The organism is Pseudomonas sp. P116 (assembly GCF_020149425.1).
GTDB classification, from domain to species: domain Bacteria; phylum Pseudomonadota; class Gammaproteobacteria; order Pseudomonadales; family Pseudomonadaceae; genus Aquipseudomonas; species Aquipseudomonas anatoliensis.
Window position 1 is genome coordinate 804,028 of record NZ_JACVHB010000001.1, and the last position, 17,615, is coordinate 821,642.

Below are 17,615 nucleotides of genomic sequence, written 5' to 3' on the forward strand. Positions count from 1 at the left end.
CAGTGATGACGTTGTCGAGGGCATTGCCCCAGCCAGTGAACGAGCCAGTGCCGGTGTAAGTCAGGCGTTCGATGTTGGCTGCCAGTGTGTGGTCTTTGTAGGTCACGCGCACTTCATCGTTGCCGCCGCCAACTTGCTCGATGGCCGTCACGCCGCCGCCATTGACGTAATAGATGTCATCCCCGGCGCCGCCCTCGTAAGTAGCGAAGAGGTAGGCGTCGGTGGTGAACGTATCGTTGAATGCAGTACCAATGACTTTTTCAACACCGGTCAGGGTATCTCCCTGTGCATCACCACCAACGCCTGCCAGGCCTGTGCCTGGTCGGATGTCGACGTTGATGCCGGCCGAGGAAGCCGAGTAATCGACAGTATCGAACCCCTCACCGCCATTTAATTTGTCCGCACCGGCGCCGCCAATGAGGATGTCATTGCCGGCCCACCCATTGATCTCATCATCACCACTGGTACCCGTCAGCGTATCCGCGCCGTTTGTCCCGTTTATTACAGCCATTATTTCTTCCTTGCCTTGTTGTGAAACCGGTACCGATTCGCGTGGCGATCACGTCGTCGCAGCGAACGTCAAAAAGAGCCGAATGTGTTGATATCGACAGGAAACGATTACAGCTTTAGCTGTGGTAATAAAAATGTATCGAGGTTGATGCAAACACGAACCGCACAAGCAAAAAAAAAACAGGCGACTGCCAAGTCGCCTGTTTTCTTCATGGTGGCCAACGCAAATCGATCAATCCGCCAGCCAACCGTTTTCCCAATAACGCAAGTTATCGCCGCGCAAAATGTAGTCGCGCAGCACGACTTCGCGCAAATCGTCACCCATGCGATAGCTGGCGTCCGGGTCGGCCAGGTGCATGCGGATTGCCTGCAGCCATTCGTCCGTGGTGTTGGTCTTGATCCGTGTGCACGGCAGATAGCCTTGGTAGGCCTCGGTGTTGGTGCAAATCACCGGGTAACCGCAGGCGCCGTACTCCAGCAGACGCAGGTTGCTCTTGCAGTCGTTGAAAATGTGGAATTCCAGCGGCGCCAAGGCCAGATCGAGATTGAGGCTGGCCAGTTTCGCCGGATACGCGTCGAGGGCGATTACCCCGTGGAACTCATGCATGTACGGAAGCAGGTCGTCCGGGCACATGCCAAAAAATACCCAGTCGACTTCATCCGCCAGTTCGCGCACGACATCAGCGATCACCGCCAGGTCACCATGGTGACTGGTACCGCCGCCCCAGCCGACGCGAGGTTTTTTCGAGGTCCGGCGCTGGCTGCGCAGGTTGCTCCAGAATTCCTTGGCCAACATGTTGGGCACTACACGAATGTCGTGATGCATATCCGACAATGCGTTGGCCAACGGCTGAGTCGAGACGACGACGCGATCACACATGCCGATCGCACGGCGAACCAGACGCTCCATCTGATGCTTGTCCGGCATGTTGCGGATATGCGCATTGCGGTGGGGAACATCGATCACGTAGTCATCCAGCTCATAGATTCGCCGCGCATTGAAGTAGTCGCGCAGCACTGGCATCTCGTTGATCGGCGCTTCGGAATAACGGCCCTGCAGAACAATCACATCAGGTGACAGACGCTCGATTTCAACAATTGGCGGCAGGTTCACGCTATAGCGAATCTGCCCCTGCACCCTGCCTGCCGCTTCGAGTTCGATCAGCGGTTGGGTGACACGATAGTGCCCGACGGCGGAGGCATTGATCGGCAGCCCGAGAATTTTCGGCAAGGAGCTATTGCTGAAAGGACTCCAACCACTGCGCAGGCCCGGCTCGAGCGTGAAACTCGAACGGGTGGCCCCGTTCAACGACAGGTTGGGATTGTAGGCCGGGTCACGGGCAACCACCGGCAGCCAGCGCTTGTAAAAAGTTTTTTCCTGCTCGCTATGTGAGATTGCGGCTTCATCAATGACCGACTCGACGGGTTGCGCCCCGAGCGCCAGCACCGCGTAAGGGGTCCAGACCACCAGATAACCTTGCCGGGCGACGCGCAGGGCCAGGTCCACTTCATGCAGCGTGCGCGGCAGACTCTGCTCATCCAGACCGTCAACCGCATCGAACACCGACTTGCGCACCATCAGGCAATCAGCCCCGACGGCACTCAGGTCCTGAACCGCTTGCAATCGGAACATGTACCCGGCGGACTGCATCGCCTGACCATAAAACGGCACACCGGCCGGCCCCTGCAAGCCCAGCACCAGCCCGGCATGCAAGACATAGCCATCGGGATTGAACAGCTTGGCACCGACGATGCCCACTTCCGGACGCTGGGCGTGGTTGAGCAACTCATCGAGCCAGTCACCCTGAGTGATCACCGCAAAGGGGTTGAGTAGCAGCACGTACTCGCCCCGCGCCTGGGCAACGGCAAAATTGCGCAAGGCTGCGACGTTGCCTTGCTGCGGGTATGTCAGCACCCGCACTCGCTCGCTGCCCAGTTGCGCCATACCGGCCAGCCAGGCTTGGGCCTCGGCTGTCTCGCTGCCGTTGTCGACCAGCAACAGCTCGTACTCGCTGTACGCGGTTTTCTCCAGCAGGCTCTCGACACAGCGCTGCAGCGCCGAAATCTTGTCGCGGGTAGAAATGATGATCGAGACCAACGGCCGGCTCACATGCCGGTAATCGACTCGATTGAGCAGCTCGACGCTGCCGCGACGCATGTCGTGGGCGATCCCCAGACGATCAAGATGGGCCGTCAGCAATCGCGGGTTGTTTTCAGTCACTTGCGGCAGCGATAGCCACTCGGCCAAATCGAATGTCGACTCGATGGCAATCTCGGCCAGATGCCCGACCACCTGAGTGCCCTGATCTTCGACCATCCGCCACAACAGGTCGTGAGGCGCCAACTCAGTGAACGTCGAATCGAATCCGCCGAGCGCCACAAAGGCATTACGCTGGAACGCCAGGGTGCGGCCGACATAAGGGTAGGTGCGCATCAGGTCGAGGTTGAAGTCGGGTTTGAACGCCGGCTCCACCGACTCACCCGCCCGCAAACTGCCTTCATCGCTGTATAGACACTGCAAATCGCTGTTGAAGGCGATTCGCTCGGCCATCATCAGCAAGGCAGGGGGCACCAGACGATCACCGGCACGCAGCAGATAAAACCAGTCGGCTCCCTGCAGCTGTGGCAGCAATTCATTGATCTGCTGCAGGCGATCGTCTTGCAGCGGCAAATGGAATACACGTCCGTCCAGTACCGGCTCAGCGCAAGTAGAAGACAACACCAGTGTCAGCTCGGGCGCATAGACCTGCGCGGCGAGACTCTCCAGCGTACGTTCCAGCGCTGCAGAACTGCCCTGATCATCAACCACGATGGGCACGATTCGCGGCGTGGACGGCCAGCCTGCCAGCGTGTCCGGCAACAGTCTGCGCTGAACGTCACTGAGCGTGCGGCACTCCAGCCATTGCGTATAGAGTTCGGAAAAACTCAGACTGCTACTGCCAACCGCCCATATCTGAGCGCTCTGTTTGGTGCCGAGCGTGCGGCTCAGCGGCAGTTCTTCCCAGACCCGTGGCGAATCATCTGCCTTGGGCAACGGCACATAACGCACCCAACCCTTTGCTGGCGCAGATTCTCCGCTGCGCGCCTTGAGCATTTGCATCAGCCATTGCCGCTCGATTTCGAGCGCGTCTTTCATGGCTTGCTGGCCGCTCAGACGATCGGGATACAGGCGTTCGACACTCAACACGTGGTTGGACACGACCACGTTGCCGCGCCGCATCAAACACACAAACAGCGCGAAATCGAGGCTCGCCACAAAGCAGTGCTCGGGCTGCGTCAGCGCCGGCAACAACTCCAGAACATCGGTGCGACGGAACATGGCACTGCTGAAACCACCGAGGATGTTCGCCGGGAACGCCTCGAAGATTGCCAGCAAGTCGTCACCCTTGAACAAGCCACTGATTGGTGACAGTGGCGTATTTTCCAGACGTGAAGGCAGCACCATGTCGTCGGCGTCCCAGAACAGACGCTGGGCCAGCACCAGATTGACCTCGTCACGTTCGGCCAGCACGCGAGCCTGATACTCGATACAGCTGGCAAACAAATGATCGTCGTCACACAAGAACTTGATGAACTCGCCCTGCGCCTGATCCAGGCAGGCTTTCAGATTGCCGACCATTCCCAACGTGTGCGGATTACGCACATAACGCACGGCGACGCCGGCCTGCTCGACAACCGACGTAACGATGTCTTCGATCTCACTGCCGCGACTGTCATCGCACACAATGATTTCAAGATTGCCATAGCCCTGACTGACGGCGCTGCGCAATGCCCGCTCGAAAAAGCGCGAATTGAAGGCAGGAATAACAAGGCTGACAAGAGGAAGTGAATTCACGGCGGGCTCACAGGCGGTACGAGCCCGCCCGGAAAAGCGAGCCCTTGATACCGCAAAAAAACATGACTGAGGGACAGGGTAAACGGGCGTTTATGCACCCGTTGAGGATCAGATCTTGTTGAACAGCCCCAACTGACTGATCTTGCTGAACGCCAGTTGCGCGGCCTGCAACATGGTCTGCTGCAAGGTCAGGCGGGTCATGACTTCAGCCGGATCCGAATCACGGATCGAGCCTTGGGTCGTGGTGTTCGCCGTGCTCAGGCTGTCGTTCGTGGCGGATTGCATATCCAGCGACTGGCCGCGCGCACCGATAGACGTGACAGCAGTGCCGATCTGATTGGTGGCGGCGTCGATGTTGCCGATACCGGCTTCCATGGCGCCCTGCAGTTTCTGCTTGGCCACCGGGTCGCCATCGATCGGCGTATTCAGCGCGGTAATCATCTGACCCAGGGTGTCGAGCACGTTCTGAGTCTGGTGGTTATTCGGCTGAATCGAGAATTGATCGCCGGCTGCCGGGGCGCTGCCCAGAGCGAACGTCACACCGGCTGCCGTCGCGTTGCTACCGGCCACAGTGCCCGAAGACACAGGCTTGCTGTCAGCGGTTACCGGCGCCGCGTAGAGATCAAACGCAGTGGCGCTGGTGAACTTGAGGATCGCCCCACCCTGCGGGAATGCCGCGGTGTAGGCCGCCTGATCGGTGATGCTGGAACCGGTGATCACCGCCGTCGAAGAGTTGCCCGGGCTACGCGAAGTGGTGAACGTGTCCGGGGTCACCGCCAGTTGAAAACTGTGCCCGGCAATGACCGCATCCGGGTTGGTATCACCGGCCTTCAGGTTGAGGTTCAGCTTCATGTCGACACCGCGGAAGCTGAAGCTCTGGTTGCTACCGCTGGTGTTGCTGATCACGCCGTTCTTGCTGGCGTCAGCAGTGACGTCGTTACCCAGCGCGTCGGTGATCTTCATCTGCGTGCTGCTGACGAAGGCGACGGTGTACGGCTGACCACTGGTGAACGTCGAGTTATAGGTGGCAGCGGTGCCAACGGTACCGTTGGACAATACAACGCGACCGTCATCCACCGCAGGTGCGGTCATGGTGGTGTTGGTGCGACCGGTGTTGATGGTCTGCTGGAATGCATCCCAACCGGTGGTATTGGTGCCGACCGCCAGGCCATCGCCGATGCCCAGATTGATGGTGGTCTGGTCACCGTTGTAGGAATAGGTGCCGTCGGTGTTTTGCGAATACGGTGCGGTGTCGGTTTTCGAACCGGAGAACAGGTAGTTGCCGTCGGCATCCTTGGAGTTCATCAGGCCCAGCACTTGTTTCTGGATCTCGCCCAGTTCCGACGCGTAAGCCTGGCGATCCTTGTCGGTGATCGTGCCGTTGTTGGCGGCCAGGGAGATTTCCTTGGCGCGGCTCAACGCCGTGGTGATGGCATCCAGCGTGGATTCCTGCACGGTCAACGCACTCTTGGTGCTGCTGATATTGGTGGTGTACTGCTCAAGCAGCGCGGCCTGCTGACCAAGCTGCAGCAAACGACCGGCACCGACCGGATCATCGGCGGCCGTGTTGATGCGTTGCAGGCTGCTCGCCTCGCTGGCGCTGGCCAGCGCCTTGTTGAAGTTACGCTGATAGTCCGCAGCTTGCGTTCCGTAATACTGGGCGGTGGAAATGCGCATGAATTACGACTCCTTAAAGGCTGTTGATCAGCGTGGCGAAAGTTTCCTGCGCAGCTTTGATGATCTGCGAAGACGCGGTGTAGTACTGCTGGTATTTGACCAGGTTGCCGGTTTCTTCATCCAGGTTGACCCCGGACAACGAATCACGCGCACCGGCGGCCTGCGTCAGGATCGCCGTGGTGGCTTCAACGTCGGACTTGCCTTGTGCGGTCTTGGTACCGACGTTTGTCACGAGTTTGTTGTAGGCGTCGGTCAGGCTGATGCCTTTGCTCGCCGAACCGGTGTCGACGGTCTGCGCAGTTTGCAGGCCAACCAGCGATTGCGCATTGCGGTTGTCCGAGGACGCCGCACCGGTCAGGTTCATGGTGAAGGTTTCGCCAGGCTTCGGCGTACCGCCAACGGTGGTCTGCATGGAGAAGGTTTTCTGTACGTTCGGCGTAACGCTGGTGTCCAGCACCGGGTTGCCGCTGGCATCAACGATGCCGACTTTCAGGTCCAGCGTGTTCGCTTGACCAGGAACGATAGTGCCGCTGCTGATGAGACCGCCCTTGGCATCCACGAAAGTGTAAGACTGGCTGCCCCCGGAGACCGCACCGAACACCAGCTTGACCGGCGTCGAATTCTTCAGCGCCGCCTGCATGTCAGCCTGGGCAGTCGGGTTGTAGATATCGATCTTGCTGGTGAGCGTCGGCTGGGTAAAAGTGCCCAGACCGTTGGCGCTGGCCACACCAGTCAACGGACCCGCTGCCGCGATTTTCTTCGGATCGGTCAGTACCGTCTGAATGCTCGCTGCCGCGTTGCGGGTCGGCGTCACTTTGAAGCTGTCGCCCGCGCTCAATGCGCCGCCCTTTAGGGCCAGGCTGAAGCCGTCGATCACCGGCGGTGGCGTCGTGTTGGTGCTGAACGTCCCCATCTCGGTACCGTCAGAGCGCTTGACGGTGTAATCGGTGGCGCTGGTGAACGTCACCTGATAATCGCTGGTGGTCAGCTTGCCGGTGTCCTTGATGGTGACGTCAAGGTTGCCCGAGCCTGCGCTGTTACCCGACTGCGCAATGCTGCGCTGGCTGATCAGCGCGGCACTGTTGATGTTGTTGAAAATCGCCGCGCCGAAGTCACCGTTCTTGTCGATGCCCTGGGCTTGCTGGCTGTTGATCTGATCGGCGATGACCAGCGCTACACGCCCCAGCTCGTTGAGCGACGGGTCGAGCACTTCTTTGCGATAAGTCAGCAAACCGCCGATTTCGCCACCGCTGATCACCGAAGTGATGTCGATGGTGCTCGAGCCGCGATCCATCTGGATGCCCATGCGTGTCGGGTCATCCTTGCTCGGCACGGTGCTGAGTGAGTTGGTGGTGTTGCCGATGACCAGCGGCTGGCCGCTGCCGACATACACATCGAAACTGGTGCCACGCTCGACGACTTGCGCGCCGGTCAGCTCGGACAACTGGCGCACGGCCTCATTACGGCTGTCGAGCAGATCGTTCGGCGCACCGCCGCTGGTGGAGATCTCACCGATCTTCTGGTTAAGCGCGGCGATCGAGTTGGCCAGTTTGTTCACCTGGGCGGTCATGTCGCTCAGGCTGCCGTTGATCGTGGTGTTCTGGTCGCTCAACTGCTTGGCGATGGAGTTGAAGCGACCGGTCAGCGCCTGTGCGCCGGTCAGCACCGATTGACGGGAAGTGTCATCGGTGGCGGAAGTCGATACACCCTGCATCGAGGTGAAGAATTTCTGCAACACACCGGTCAGGCCGGTGTTGACGTCGGACAGCGTGCCGTCCAGTGGTTTGGCTTGCGCCAGATACGACGCCGATTCGCTGTTGAGCGAAGTCGCGGTGTGCAACTGGGTTTCCAGGTACGAGTTGTAGACCCGGCGCACGTCGGCCAGGGTTGTGCCCGTGCCGATGAAAACGCTGCCGAACTGCTGCGAGGATTTAGTGCCCTGCACGGTTTGCTGGCGCGAATAACCGGCGGTGTCGACGTTGGCAATGTTGTTGCCTGTCGTAGCCAAAGAGGACTGGCTAGCCGACAGCCCCGACATCCCGATATTGAGCAAACTCATGGTTCAGACCTTATACCTTGTGCCTATAAAGGCGTGGTGGAAACGCCCGCCGCAGCGTAGTTTTCAAAACTGTTCATCTGCTTGGCTATCTGCGAAATCTTGCTCGCGTAGTTCGGGTCGGTTGCGTAACCGGCCTTCTGCAACTCGCGTACAAACTGTTCTGGGTTATCGGCCGACTTCAACACTTCTTGATAGCGATTATTGGACTGCAGCAAAGTCACCAGATCGTGGAAGCTGTCCTTGTACGAGGCGTAGGAACGGAACTCGGCCGTCTCCTTGACCATCGCGCCATTGCGGAACTCGCTGGTGATTGCCCGGGCCGAATCGCCCTGCCAGTTGCTGCTCGCCTTGATACCGAACAGGTTGTGGCTGCTGCTGCCGTCCTGCGCGCGCATGACCGATTTGCCCCAACCGGTTTCCAGTGCGGCTTGCGCCACCAGGTAACGCGGATCGACGCCGATACGGTCGGCGGCTTCCTTGGCCATCGGCAGCATGGTGTTGACGAATTCGTCGGCAGAGCTGAAGGCTTTTTTTGCCGGCGCCAGCGGAATCTGCGCCATCGCACGGCCGTAAACCTGCATCTGGCCGCCTGAGGCTTTCTCGGCCTCGGCACGCGCCAGCCAGTCGCCGTTGTACAGCGGGCCTGCGCCAGTGACGGCAGCAGTCGTGGCGCGTTGCGGCAATTGAGTTGTCGCGGCAGGCGTGGCCGACGGCACCAGCCCTGCGAGCAAACGATCAGCCAGTTTCGGCGGCAAGGCCAGACGACGCTGATTGATCAGCGCCATGTCATTGCTGTGCGCGAGCTGGGTGTTCGGTGCATGCACCGAACGCGAGGCCCACAGCGGACGCTCGCCATTGAGGCGTGACAACGGGCCAGTGCCGACGGTGCCGGCAGCAATCGGTGTGGCGACATTGGCGGCAGCGGCTTTCGCGGCTTCCTGCTTGGCAGCGGAGGCGGCTTCAGCCTCGCCCGGCGCCATCGGTTTGTTCTTCGACATCTGGCGCATCAGCACGTCGGCCAGACCGATACCACCACCCTCGCGGGACATGGAAACGGCCAGTTGCTGGTCGTACATTTCCTGATACTGCTTGGCCGCCGGCGTGTTCAGCGGATTGTCTTCGCCCAACGCATTTGTGGCAGAGCGCATCGACTTGAGCATTTCACCGAGGAACAGCGATTCGAACTCCTGCGCAACCTTGCGCATGTTCGCATCGCTGTCCTTGTCGCCGACCTTGAGCTGATTCAGACGATTGAGGTCGGAGTAGGAACCCGAATCGCTGCTGCCGACCACACCGCTTTTGCGCATATCCATAGTGGCCGTCCTCAGATCACGATCAGGTCGGCTTGCAACGCGCCGGCCTGCTTCAGTGCTTCAAGAATCGCCATCAGGTCACCCGGTGCCGCGCCGACCTGGTTCACCGCACGAACGATCTCGTCGAGGGTGGTGCCCGGGCCGAACTTGAACATCGGTTTGGCTTCCTGTTCGGCATTCACTCGCGAACGCGGCACGACAGCGGTCTGGCCGTTGGACAACGGGCCTGGCTGGCTGACGATCGGGTCTTCGGTGATGGTCACGGTCAGGCTGCCGTGAGTCACGGCGGCTGGCGAAACCTTCACGTTCTGGCCGATGACGATGGTGCCGGTACGCGAGTTGATGATGACTTTGGCGACGGCTTGACCCGGATCGACTTCGAGGTTTTCCAGGATCGACAGGTAGTCGACACGCTGGCTCGGATCGAGCGGCGCGGTCACGCGAATCGAACCGCCGTCAATGGCTTGTGCGACGCCAGGGCCGAGCATGTCGTTGATCTTGTCGACGATGCGTTTGGCGGTGGTGAAGTCGGAGCGATTGAGGTTCAGCGTCAGACTGTTGCCTTGGTTGAACCCGCTCGGCACCGAACGCTCAACCGACGCACCGCCAGGGATGCGACCGGCCGACGGAACGTTGACGGTAATCTTCGAACCGTCACGACCTTCGGCGTCGAAACCACCGACAACCAGGTTGCCCTGAGCGATGGCGTAGACGTTGCCGTCGATACCCTTGAGCGGGGTCAGCAACAGTGTGCCGCCGCGCAGGCTCTTGGAGTTACCGATCGACGAAACGGTGATGTCGACCTGCTGACCCGGCTTGGCGAACGCCGGCAGATCGGCACTGATCGAAACCGCCGCGACGTTCTTCAACTGCACGTTGCCCGAACCCGGCGGCACCTTGATGCCGAACTGCGAGAGCATGTTGTTGAAGGTCTGCAGGGTGAACGGAGTCTGTGTCGTCTGGTCACCGGTGCCGTTAAGCCCGACCACCAGGCCATAGCCGATCAACTGGTTGGAACGCACGCCGGAAATACTGGCGATGTCTTTCAACCGTTCGGCGTGTGCAGTGAAGGCCACCGGCAACAACAGCGCGGCCAGCATGAGGCTTTTCAGATTCAACGTAGCCACCTAGAAAGGGAACAGCGGGCTGAGGAAGAAGCGGTCGAACCAGCCTGGCTGACTCGTGTCGGCAAATGCGCCAGTACCCGAATAGGTGATGCGTGCATCGGCGACGCGAGTCGACGACACGGTGTTGTCGGTAGCGATGTCATCGGCGCGGACCATGCCGGCAATTCGCACCAGCTCATCGCCAGTGTTCAGCGTCAGCCACTTCTCGCCGCGCACAGCGATGATGCCGTTAGGCAAAACGTCGGCGACGGTCACGGTGATCGAACCGGTCAGGCTGTTGCTCTGTCCCGACTTGGCGTCCCCCTTGGTCGAGCGGTCGGCGCTGTAGCCGGCGTTCAGGCTCAGGTCGCCGCCACCAATCGGATTGTTGGTGGTCAGGCTGGAACCGAACAACGAGGTCAGACCGACCGAGTTGTCGCTGTTCTTGTCCATCTGCGAGTTGGCGTTCTTGCTCGCCTGGGTGCGCTCGTTCAGGGTGATGGTGATGATGTCACCGACCCGGAACGCCTTGCGGTCGCTGTACAGGTTCTGCTCGAAACCGGCCTGATAGATCGAGCCATTATTGGCAGCCGCCGGCAACGGCGTGCGCGGCAACACCGGAGCGTAGTAAGGGTCATTGGGCTTGGGCGTCGGGGCGACGCAGCCCGCGAGCGAGACGACCCCACTCAATGCCAGAACAGATACAAAGCGATTCATGACCCTACCTCACGGTGTTGCAGGCGACCTCATGGCCGCCTCATAGACTTGATTACAGATTCTGCGTTACGAACGAGAGCATCTGGTCGGCGGTGGAGATCACCTTGGAGTTCATCTCGTAAGCGCGCTGAGTGGTGATCATGTTGACCATCTCTTCAACGGTGCTGACGTTGGACGTTTCCAGGGTGTTCTGCAGCGTGGTGCCGAAACCGGCCAGACCCGGAGTACCGACCTGCGGCGCGCCGGAAGCGGCGGTTTCCAGGAACAGGTTGTTGCCCACGGCTTGCAGACCGGCCGGGTTGATGAAGTCAGCGGTCTGCAGGTTGCCGATCACTTGCGAGGCAGCGTTGCCCGGCAGCGTGACGGAAACGGTGCCGTCATTGCCGACGGTGAAGGTTTGCGCGTCGTTCGGGATAACGATCGCAGGCTCCAGAGCGAAACCACTGGCGTTGACGATCTGGCCATTGGAGTCGAGGTGGAACGTACCGTCACGGGTGTAGGACGTGGTGCCGTCCGGCTGCAGGATCTGGAAGAAACCGCGACCGTTGATGGCCATGTCCAGCGGCTGCTCGGTGGTTTGCAGGCTGCCGGCGGTGAAGTTTTTCTGGGTGCCGACGATGCGCACACCGGTACCCACTTGCAGACCCGACGGCAGTTCGCTGTCCTGAGTCGACTGGGCGCCTGGCTGGCGTTTGATCTGGTACAGCAAGTCCTGGAACTCGGCGCGGTCACGTTTGAAACCCGTGGTCGAAACGTTCGCCAGGTTGTTGGAAATGGTGGTGAGGTTGGTGTCCTGAGCGGACAGACCCGTTTTGGCAACCCATAGAGCCGGAAGCATTCGATTCTCCTCGTGCGCCTGTTTTACGGCGCGACGTTCTGATAATTAGCTGATCTGCAAGACCCGAGCCATGGCCTGGTCGTCGTCTTTGGCGGTGTTCATCATCTTGATGTGCAACTCGAACTGCTTGGCCAGGGCCAGCACCGAGGTCATCTCTTCGACGGCATTGACGTTGCTCGACTCAAGGAAACCCGACACCAGTTTGACGTTGGCATCGGCCTGCGCCGGCTGGCCGTCCTTGGTGTAGATCGAGCCGTCGAGGCCTTTATTCATGCTCTTGATGTCCGGGTTGACCAGTTTGATCCGGTCGACTTCGGCCATCACACGCGGGCCTTCGCCCATCGCGCGAATACTGATGGTGCCGTCTTCACCGACTTCGATCTGCTGCTCGGGTGGCACGGCGATCGGACCGCCATTGCCCATCACCGGCATGCCGTTGCCGGCGCGCAATACACCGAGGGCATCGACGTTGAGGCTGCCGGTGCGCACGTAGCTTTCGCCGCCGCTCGGGTTCTGCACGGCGATCCAGCCGTTGCCGGTCACGGCGACGTCCAGGTCACGCCCGGTCTGCACCAGCGAGCCCGGAGTGAAGTCGGTGGCGGGCCGCTCGCTCATGGCAAACGCGCGCGCCGGAAAGCTGTCACCGAACACCGGCATCGAACGCGCCTGCTCCAGGTCGCGCTGAAAACCGTTGGTGGAAATGTTCGCCAGGTTGTTGGCATGAGCCCTTTGCGCCAGCGCGTTTTGGCTCGCGCCGGTCATTGCCACATAAAGGTACTTGTCCACGCTCTTTCCTCTGCATGCCGGACGTTTGCCGCCCACTGCTGTACTGCTGAGCCATAAGCAATTTGCAGACCAACTTTTTTCTGGCAGGGCGAAGCCCGGTAAACAAAGGACTTGAGGGGGATTGCGGGGAAAGGGGAAATGTATCGAAGTCGAAAAACCGGCGGTGTTGTGCCGCTTCGCGGCAACAGATCAAAAGATCGCAGCGTGCCGCAGCTCCTACAGGGGGGGATTACATTTCAAATGTAGGAGCTGCGGCACGCTGCGATCTTTTGACCCTAGGACTCGATGTTCTTGCCCACCTCATACTCACGCAATTTATTGGCAATGGTCGTGTGCGAAACGCCCAGTCGCTTGCCCAATTGCCGACTGCTCGGGTGCTCCGAATACAATCGCTCCAGCACCGCTTTTTCGAAGCGCCCGACGATCTCGTCCAGCCCGCCCTCCAGCGAAAAATCGCCAAGTGGCTGACGCACGCCGTAATCCGGCAGACGAATATGTTCGGCTTTAACCGTGCCGCCGTCACACAGCGAAACGGCCTGGAACAGCACGTTTTCCAACTGCCGCACGTTGCCCGGCCAGTGGTAATGGCTGAGCCGATCCATCGCCGCCGGCGCCAGTTTTGGCAGAGGACAGCCGATCTGCCGGCTGGCCTGATCGAGGAAGTGTTCTACCAGCGGCGTCAAACCGTCGAGGCATTCGCGCAGCGGTGGAATGTGCAGCGACAGCACGTTCAAGCGGTGATACAGATCCTGGCGAAACTCGCCCCGCGCGCACAATTCAGACAGGTCAACCTGCGTCGCGCAAATCACCCGTACATCCAGATAAACCTCTTCATCACTGCCGACGCGACGGAAGCAGCCGTCCTGCAGAAAGCGCAACAGTTTCACCTGCAAGCGCGGACTCATTTCACCCACGCCATCGAGAAACAACGTCCCCCCCGCCGTCAATTCCAGCAGACCCAGCTTGCCTTCGGCGCGCGCACCTTCAAAAGCACCGGGGCCATAACCGAACAGTTCGGTCTCGGCCATCGACTCCGGAAGCCCCGCGCAGTTGAGCGCCATCAGCGGCGATTGCCCGCGCGGACTGGCGAGGTGACAGGCGCGCGCCAGCAACTCCTTGCCCGTGCCGGTTTCGCCTTCTATCAATAGAGGTGCATCGAGCGGCGCCATCCGCCGTGCTTCACGCACCACTGCCGCCATGACTTTGGAGCTCTGGAAAATGCTGTCGAACCCGCGCAACTCCTGCTTGCGCACGTTATAGATGCGCTCGCCGACGCGGTCGGCGCGGTGCAGGGTCAATACCGCACCGGCCATGGCTTCGCTGTCGTCGTGTTCCGATTGCAGCGGAGCGATGTCGGCCAGAAACACATCGCCTTTGACCTTGACCCGCATGCCGTTGATTCGCGATTTATTCGCCCGCACCAGTTCCGGCAAATCGAAATCTTCGGCATAGCGCGACAGTGGAATCCCCGGCACTTCATCGACCCGCACGCCGAGCAACTGTGCCGCCGCGCGGTTGGCGGCGACGATCGAGCCGCCCATGTCGATCGACAGCACCGGAAACTCCAGCGCACCGAGCAATGCGTTCAATTCCATGTGCCGGCGCTCGCTCGGCATCAGCCCTACCCGCTTGACGCCGAACACCCCGGCAATCGCTTCGAATTTCGGCCGCAGCGCCTGGAACTGGATATTGATCAGGTTCGGGCAATGCAGATAGATCGCGTTGCCATGCTCACCGCCGACCTCGCCTCGCGCGACGTTGATCCCGTACGCCACCAGCAGGTTGAGGATGTCGCGCAGGATGCCGATGCGGTTCTGGCAGTGGACTTTGATACGCATATAAAAGGCCCGGATTAACGATGAGAAACCTGTAGGAGTGAGCCTGCTCGCGATGGCGATACATCAGGCAGCATTGATTTTGAATGACACACCGCTATCGCGAGCAGGCTCACTCCTACAGGGGACGGCGCCAGACTTTCTGTCGAGGCGCGCAGATAGTTGTCAAGATTATGTGACAGCCGCTGACCTTTTCAAACCTGAGAATCGCCGTAATTGCGAGATATCCGCAAAACCGTAACGAATACTTTACGAAATCCACAGAAGTTTCCTACGACCGTACGATTCAACCTACTGCACACCGCCACACTCTCAGGTAATTCTGAGTCCATCGCTGGACATAACAAGAACGAATTCCCCTAGCAGGAGAGCAGTATGAAGCAGACGCAATACGTGGCCCGCGAGCCCGATGCGCAAGGTTTTATCGACTACCCCGCCGAAGAACACGCGGTGTGGAACACGCTGATCACTCGCCAACTGAAAGTGCTCGAGGGTCGTGCGTGCCAGGAGTACCTGGACGGTATCGAAAAACTCGGTCTGCCCCACGACCGCATCCCGCAACTGGGCGAGATCAACAAAGTGCTCGGCGAGACCACCGGCTGGCAGGTCGCCCGTGTCCCGGCGCTGATCCCCTTCCAGACCTTCTTCGAATTGCTCGCCAGCAAACAATTTCCGGTGGCCACGTTCATTCGTACCCGCGAAGAGCTGGACTACCTGCAAGAGCCGGATATTTTCCACGAGATTTTTGGTCACTGCCCGCTGCTGACCAACCCGTATTTCGCTGAGTTCACCCACACCTACGGCAAACTTGGCCTGCAAGCGACCAAGGAAGAGCGCGTTTATCTTGCGCGCCTGTACTGGATGACTATCGAGTTCGGCCTGGTCGACACCCCGCAAGGCAAACGCATCTACGGCGGCGGCATCCTGTCTTCGCCGAAAGAAACTGTTTATTCGCTGTCGGACGAGCCCGAACATCAGGCATTCGACCCGCTGGAAGCGATGCGCACGCCGTATCGCATCGACATCCTGCAACCGCTGTACTTTGTCCTGCCGAACCTCAAGCGCCTGTTCGATGTGGCCCATGAAGACATCATGGCCATGGTCAGACAAGGAATGCAGCTAGGTCTGCACGCGCCGAAATTTCCGCCAAAACCGAAAGCGGCGTGACCCGCCACTTTTGCTGACAAGTGAGTCTGTCAGTTGCCGCCACTTTGCTTTAGCGTGGCGGCATTGACGGCCAATATAAAAAAACACCTCCAGATTTCAGGAAGCCCACCATGTCTACTTTGAACCAAGCCCACTGCGAAGCCTGCCGCGCCGATGCGCCACAAGTCAGCGACGAAGAACTGCCGATCCTGATCAAGCAGATCCCTGACTGGAACATCGAAGTTCGCGATGGCGTGATGCAACTGGAAAAACTGTTCCTGTTCAAAAACTTCAAGCACGCACTGGCCTTCACCAACGCCGTCGGCGAGATCTCCGAGGCCGAAGGTCACCACCCGGGCCTGCTGACCGAGTGGGGCAAAGTCACCGTGACCTGGTGGAGCCACTCGATCAAAGGCCTGCACCGCAACGACTTCATCATGGCTGCGCGCACGGATGAAGTGGCCAAGACCGCTGAAGGGCGCAAGTAATGCACTTCGACGCCATCGGCCGGGTACCCGGCGACCCTATCCTCGGTTTGATGGAGGCGTATGCGCAGGACCCTAACCCGCGCAAATTCGACCTGGGCGTTGGCGTCTACAAGGACGCCCAAGGCCTGACGCCGATCCCTGAAGCGGTGAAAATCGCCGAGGCGCGACTGGTCGAAAGCCAGGACACCAAGACCTACATCGGTGGCCACGGCAATCCGTTGTTCGGCAAGGTCATCAACGAGCTGGTGCTTGGCGCCGACTCGAAACTGCTCGCCGAACAGCGTGCAGGCGCCACTCAGACGCCGGGCGGCACTGGTGCCCTGCGTCTGGCTGCCGACTTCATCGCCCAATGCCTGCCGGGCAAAGGCGTATGGCTGAGCAATCCGACCTGGCCGATCCACGAAACCATTTTCGCGGCGGCCGGGGTCAAGGCCAGTCACTACCCTTATGTGGGCAGTGACAACCGTCTCGACGTCGAAGCGATGCTCGCGGTGCTCAATGAAGTGCCCAAGGGCGACGTGGTGTTGCTGCATGCGTGCTGCCACAACCCGACCGGGTTCGATCTGAGCCACGACGACTGGCAGCGTGTGCTGGACGTGGTGCGCAGCCGTGATTTGCTGCCGCTGATCGACTTCGCCTATCAGGGCTTTGGCGATGGTCTGGAGCAGGATGCGTGGTCAACCCGGTTATTCGCCGCCGAACTGCCTGAGCTTTTGATCACCAGTTCCTGCTCGAAAAACTTCGGCCTGTATCGCGACCGTACCGGTGCGCTGATCGTCTGCGCGAAAAGCGCCGACAAGCTCATCGACATCCGCAGCCAACTGGCCAACATCGCCCGTAATCTGTGGTCGACGCCGCCGGATCATGGTGCAGCTGTGGTCGCGACTATCCTCGCCGATCCAGAGCTGAAAGCCCGCTGGGCCGATGAAGTGGAAGCCATGCGCTTGCGTATTGCGCAGCTGCGCAGCGGCCTGGTCGAAGCGCTGGAGCCGCACGGGTTGCGCGAGCGTTTTGCACACATTGGCGTGCAGCGCGGGATGTTCTCCTACACCGGTTTGTCGCCGGAGCAGGTGAAACAACTGCGCGAGCATCACAGTGTGTACATGGTGAGTTCGGGTCGGGCCAACGTTGCCGGCATCGATGCGACACGCCTGGCGCTGCTGGCCGAGGCCATCGCCGAAGTCTGCAACTAGGCGAGACACCGCAACACCCTGTACTGACCGTCCCCACGCTCCGCCTGGGAACGATCAATCCAATGTAGGAGCTGCCGCAGGCTGCGATCTTTTGATCTTGCTTTTAAAACAA

At 59.9% G+C, this 17,615-nt stretch carries 13 protein-coding genes; 3 read left to right on the plus strand and 10 right to left on the minus strand.

Annotated elements, in window-relative coordinates; translation table 11 throughout:
- From ICA15_RS03980 to ICA15_RS04025, 10 genes are all read right to left on the minus strand, one after another.
- On the minus strand, nucleotides 1-511 hold a 511-nt coding region (locus tag ICA15_RS03980; protein ID WP_411959644.1), incomplete at its 3' end, for a calcium-binding protein.
- 231 nt (nucleotides 512-742) lie between these two features.
- On the minus strand, nucleotides 743-4,345 hold the full coding sequence (locus tag ICA15_RS03985) for a glycosyltransferase (protein ID WP_210553710.1): 3,603 nt from the start codon (nucleotides 4,343-4,345) through the stop codon (nucleotides 743-745).
- 108 nt (nucleotides 4,346-4,453) lie between these two features.
- Nucleotides 4,454-6,022, minus strand: a complete 1,569-nt coding sequence (locus tag ICA15_RS03990) for a flagellar hook-associated protein 3 (protein WP_150618489.1) — start codon at nucleotides 6,020-6,022, stop codon at nucleotides 4,454-4,456.
- A gap of 13 nt (nucleotides 6,023-6,035) precedes the next feature.
- Nucleotides 6,036-8,081 (minus strand): flagellar hook-associated protein FlgK, encoded by a 2,046-nt coding sequence (flgK, locus tag ICA15_RS03995; RefSeq protein WP_210553711.1) that lies wholly within the window; start codon nucleotides 8,079-8,081, stop codon nucleotides 6,036-6,038.
- 23 nt (nucleotides 8,082-8,104) lie between these two features.
- A complete protein-coding gene (flgJ, locus tag ICA15_RS04000) occupies nucleotides 8,105-9,394 on the minus strand; it encodes a flagellar assembly peptidoglycan hydrolase FlgJ (protein ID WP_210553712.1) in 1,290 nt (429 codons plus the stop codon).
- An 11-nt stretch (nucleotides 9,395-9,405) separates the two neighbouring features.
- Nucleotides 9,406-10,494, minus strand: coding sequence for a flagellar basal body P-ring protein FlgI (locus tag ICA15_RS04005; protein WP_224450856.1), 1,089 nt, complete (start codon nucleotides 10,492-10,494; stop codon nucleotides 9,406-9,408).
- A 27-nt stretch (nucleotides 10,495-10,521) separates the two neighbouring features.
- On the minus strand, nucleotides 10,522-11,217 hold the full coding sequence (gene flgH, locus ICA15_RS04010) for a flagellar basal body L-ring protein FlgH (protein ID WP_150602952.1): 696 nt from the start codon (nucleotides 11,215-11,217) through the stop codon (nucleotides 10,522-10,524).
- A gap of 52 nt (nucleotides 11,218-11,269) precedes the next feature.
- Nucleotides 11,270-12,055, minus strand: a complete 786-nt coding sequence (gene flgG / locus ICA15_RS04015) for a flagellar basal-body rod protein FlgG (protein WP_042558187.1) — start codon at nucleotides 12,053-12,055, stop codon at nucleotides 11,270-11,272.
- A 45-nt stretch (nucleotides 12,056-12,100) separates the two neighbouring features.
- The gene (locus ICA15_RS04020; RefSeq protein ID WP_150618486.1) at nucleotides 12,101-12,841 is read right to left on the minus strand and encodes a flagellar basal body rod protein FlgF; all 741 of its coding nucleotides are present in this window, start codon (nucleotides 12,839-12,841) and stop codon (nucleotides 12,101-12,103) included.
- Between the two features lie 275 nt (nucleotides 12,842-13,116).
- Nucleotides 13,117-14,679 carry a sigma-54-dependent transcriptional regulator gene (locus ICA15_RS04025; RefSeq protein WP_210553713.1) on the minus strand — a complete coding sequence of 521 codons (1,563 nt, stop codon included), beginning with the start codon at nucleotides 14,677-14,679 and terminating at the stop codon, nucleotides 13,117-13,119.
- A 372-nt stretch (nucleotides 14,680-15,051) separates the two neighbouring features.
- Here ICA15_RS04025 and phhA point away from each other — a divergent pair, with 372 nt between their 5' ends.
- The 3 genes from phhA (at nucleotide 15,052) to ICA15_RS04040 (ending at nucleotide 17,503) form a co-directional block, all read left to right on the plus strand.
- Nucleotides 15,052-15,843 carry a phenylalanine 4-monooxygenase gene (gene phhA, locus ICA15_RS04030; protein ID WP_150602955.1) on the plus strand — a complete coding sequence of 264 codons (792 nt, stop codon included), beginning with the start codon at nucleotides 15,052-15,054 and terminating at the stop codon, nucleotides 15,841-15,843.
- Between the two features lie 110 nt (nucleotides 15,844-15,953).
- Nucleotides 15,954-16,310 (plus strand): 4a-hydroxytetrahydrobiopterin dehydratase, encoded by a 357-nt coding sequence (locus tag ICA15_RS04035; protein WP_042558183.1) that lies wholly within the window; start codon nucleotides 15,954-15,956, stop codon nucleotides 16,308-16,310.
- Nucleotides 16,310-17,503 (plus strand): amino acid aminotransferase, encoded by a 1,194-nt coding sequence (locus ICA15_RS04040; protein ID WP_150602956.1) that lies wholly within the window; start codon nucleotides 16,310-16,312, stop codon nucleotides 17,501-17,503. The genes ICA15_RS04035 and ICA15_RS04040 overlap by 1 nt, the downstream gene beginning before the upstream one ends.
- The last annotated feature ends 112 nt before the right edge of the window (nucleotides 17,504-17,615 follow it).

Coding starts and splice junctions, on each gene's coding strand:
- ICA15_RS04040 (WP_150602956.1), top strand. CDS start 16,310: ATGCACTTCGACGCCATCGGCCGGGTACCCGGCGACCCTATCCTCGGT.
- ICA15_RS04035 (WP_042558183.1), top strand. CDS start 15,954: ATGTCTACTTTGAACCAAGCCCACTGCGAAGCCTGCCGCGCCGATGCG.
- ICA15_RS04005 (WP_224450856.1), bottom strand. CDS start 10,494: ATGCTGGCCGCGCTGTTGTTGCCGGTGGCCTTCACTGCACACGCCGAA.
- phhA (WP_150602955.1), top strand. CDS start 15,052: ATGAAGCAGACGCAATACGTGGCCCGCGAGCCCGATGCGCAAGGTTTT.
- ICA15_RS04025 (WP_210553713.1), bottom strand. CDS start 14,679: ATGCGTATCAAAGTCCACTGCCAGAACCGCATCGGCATCCTGCGCGAC.
- ICA15_RS03990 (WP_150618489.1), bottom strand. CDS start 6,022: ATGCGCATTTCCACCGCCCAGTATTACGGAACGCAAGCTGCGGACTAT.
- flgH (WP_150602952.1), bottom strand. CDS start 11,217: ATGAATCGCTTTGTATCTGTTCTGGCATTGAGTGGGGTCGTCTCGCTC.
- flgG (WP_042558187.1), bottom strand. CDS start 12,055: ATGCTTCCGGCTCTATGGGTTGCCAAAACGGGTCTGTCCGCTCAGGAC.
- flgK (WP_210553711.1), bottom strand. CDS start 8,081: ATGAGTTTGCTCAATATCGGGATGTCGGGGCTGTCGGCTAGCCAGTCC.
- flgJ (WP_210553712.1), bottom strand. CDS start 9,394: ATGGATATGCGCAAAAGCGGTGTGGTCGGCAGCAGCGATTCGGGTTCC.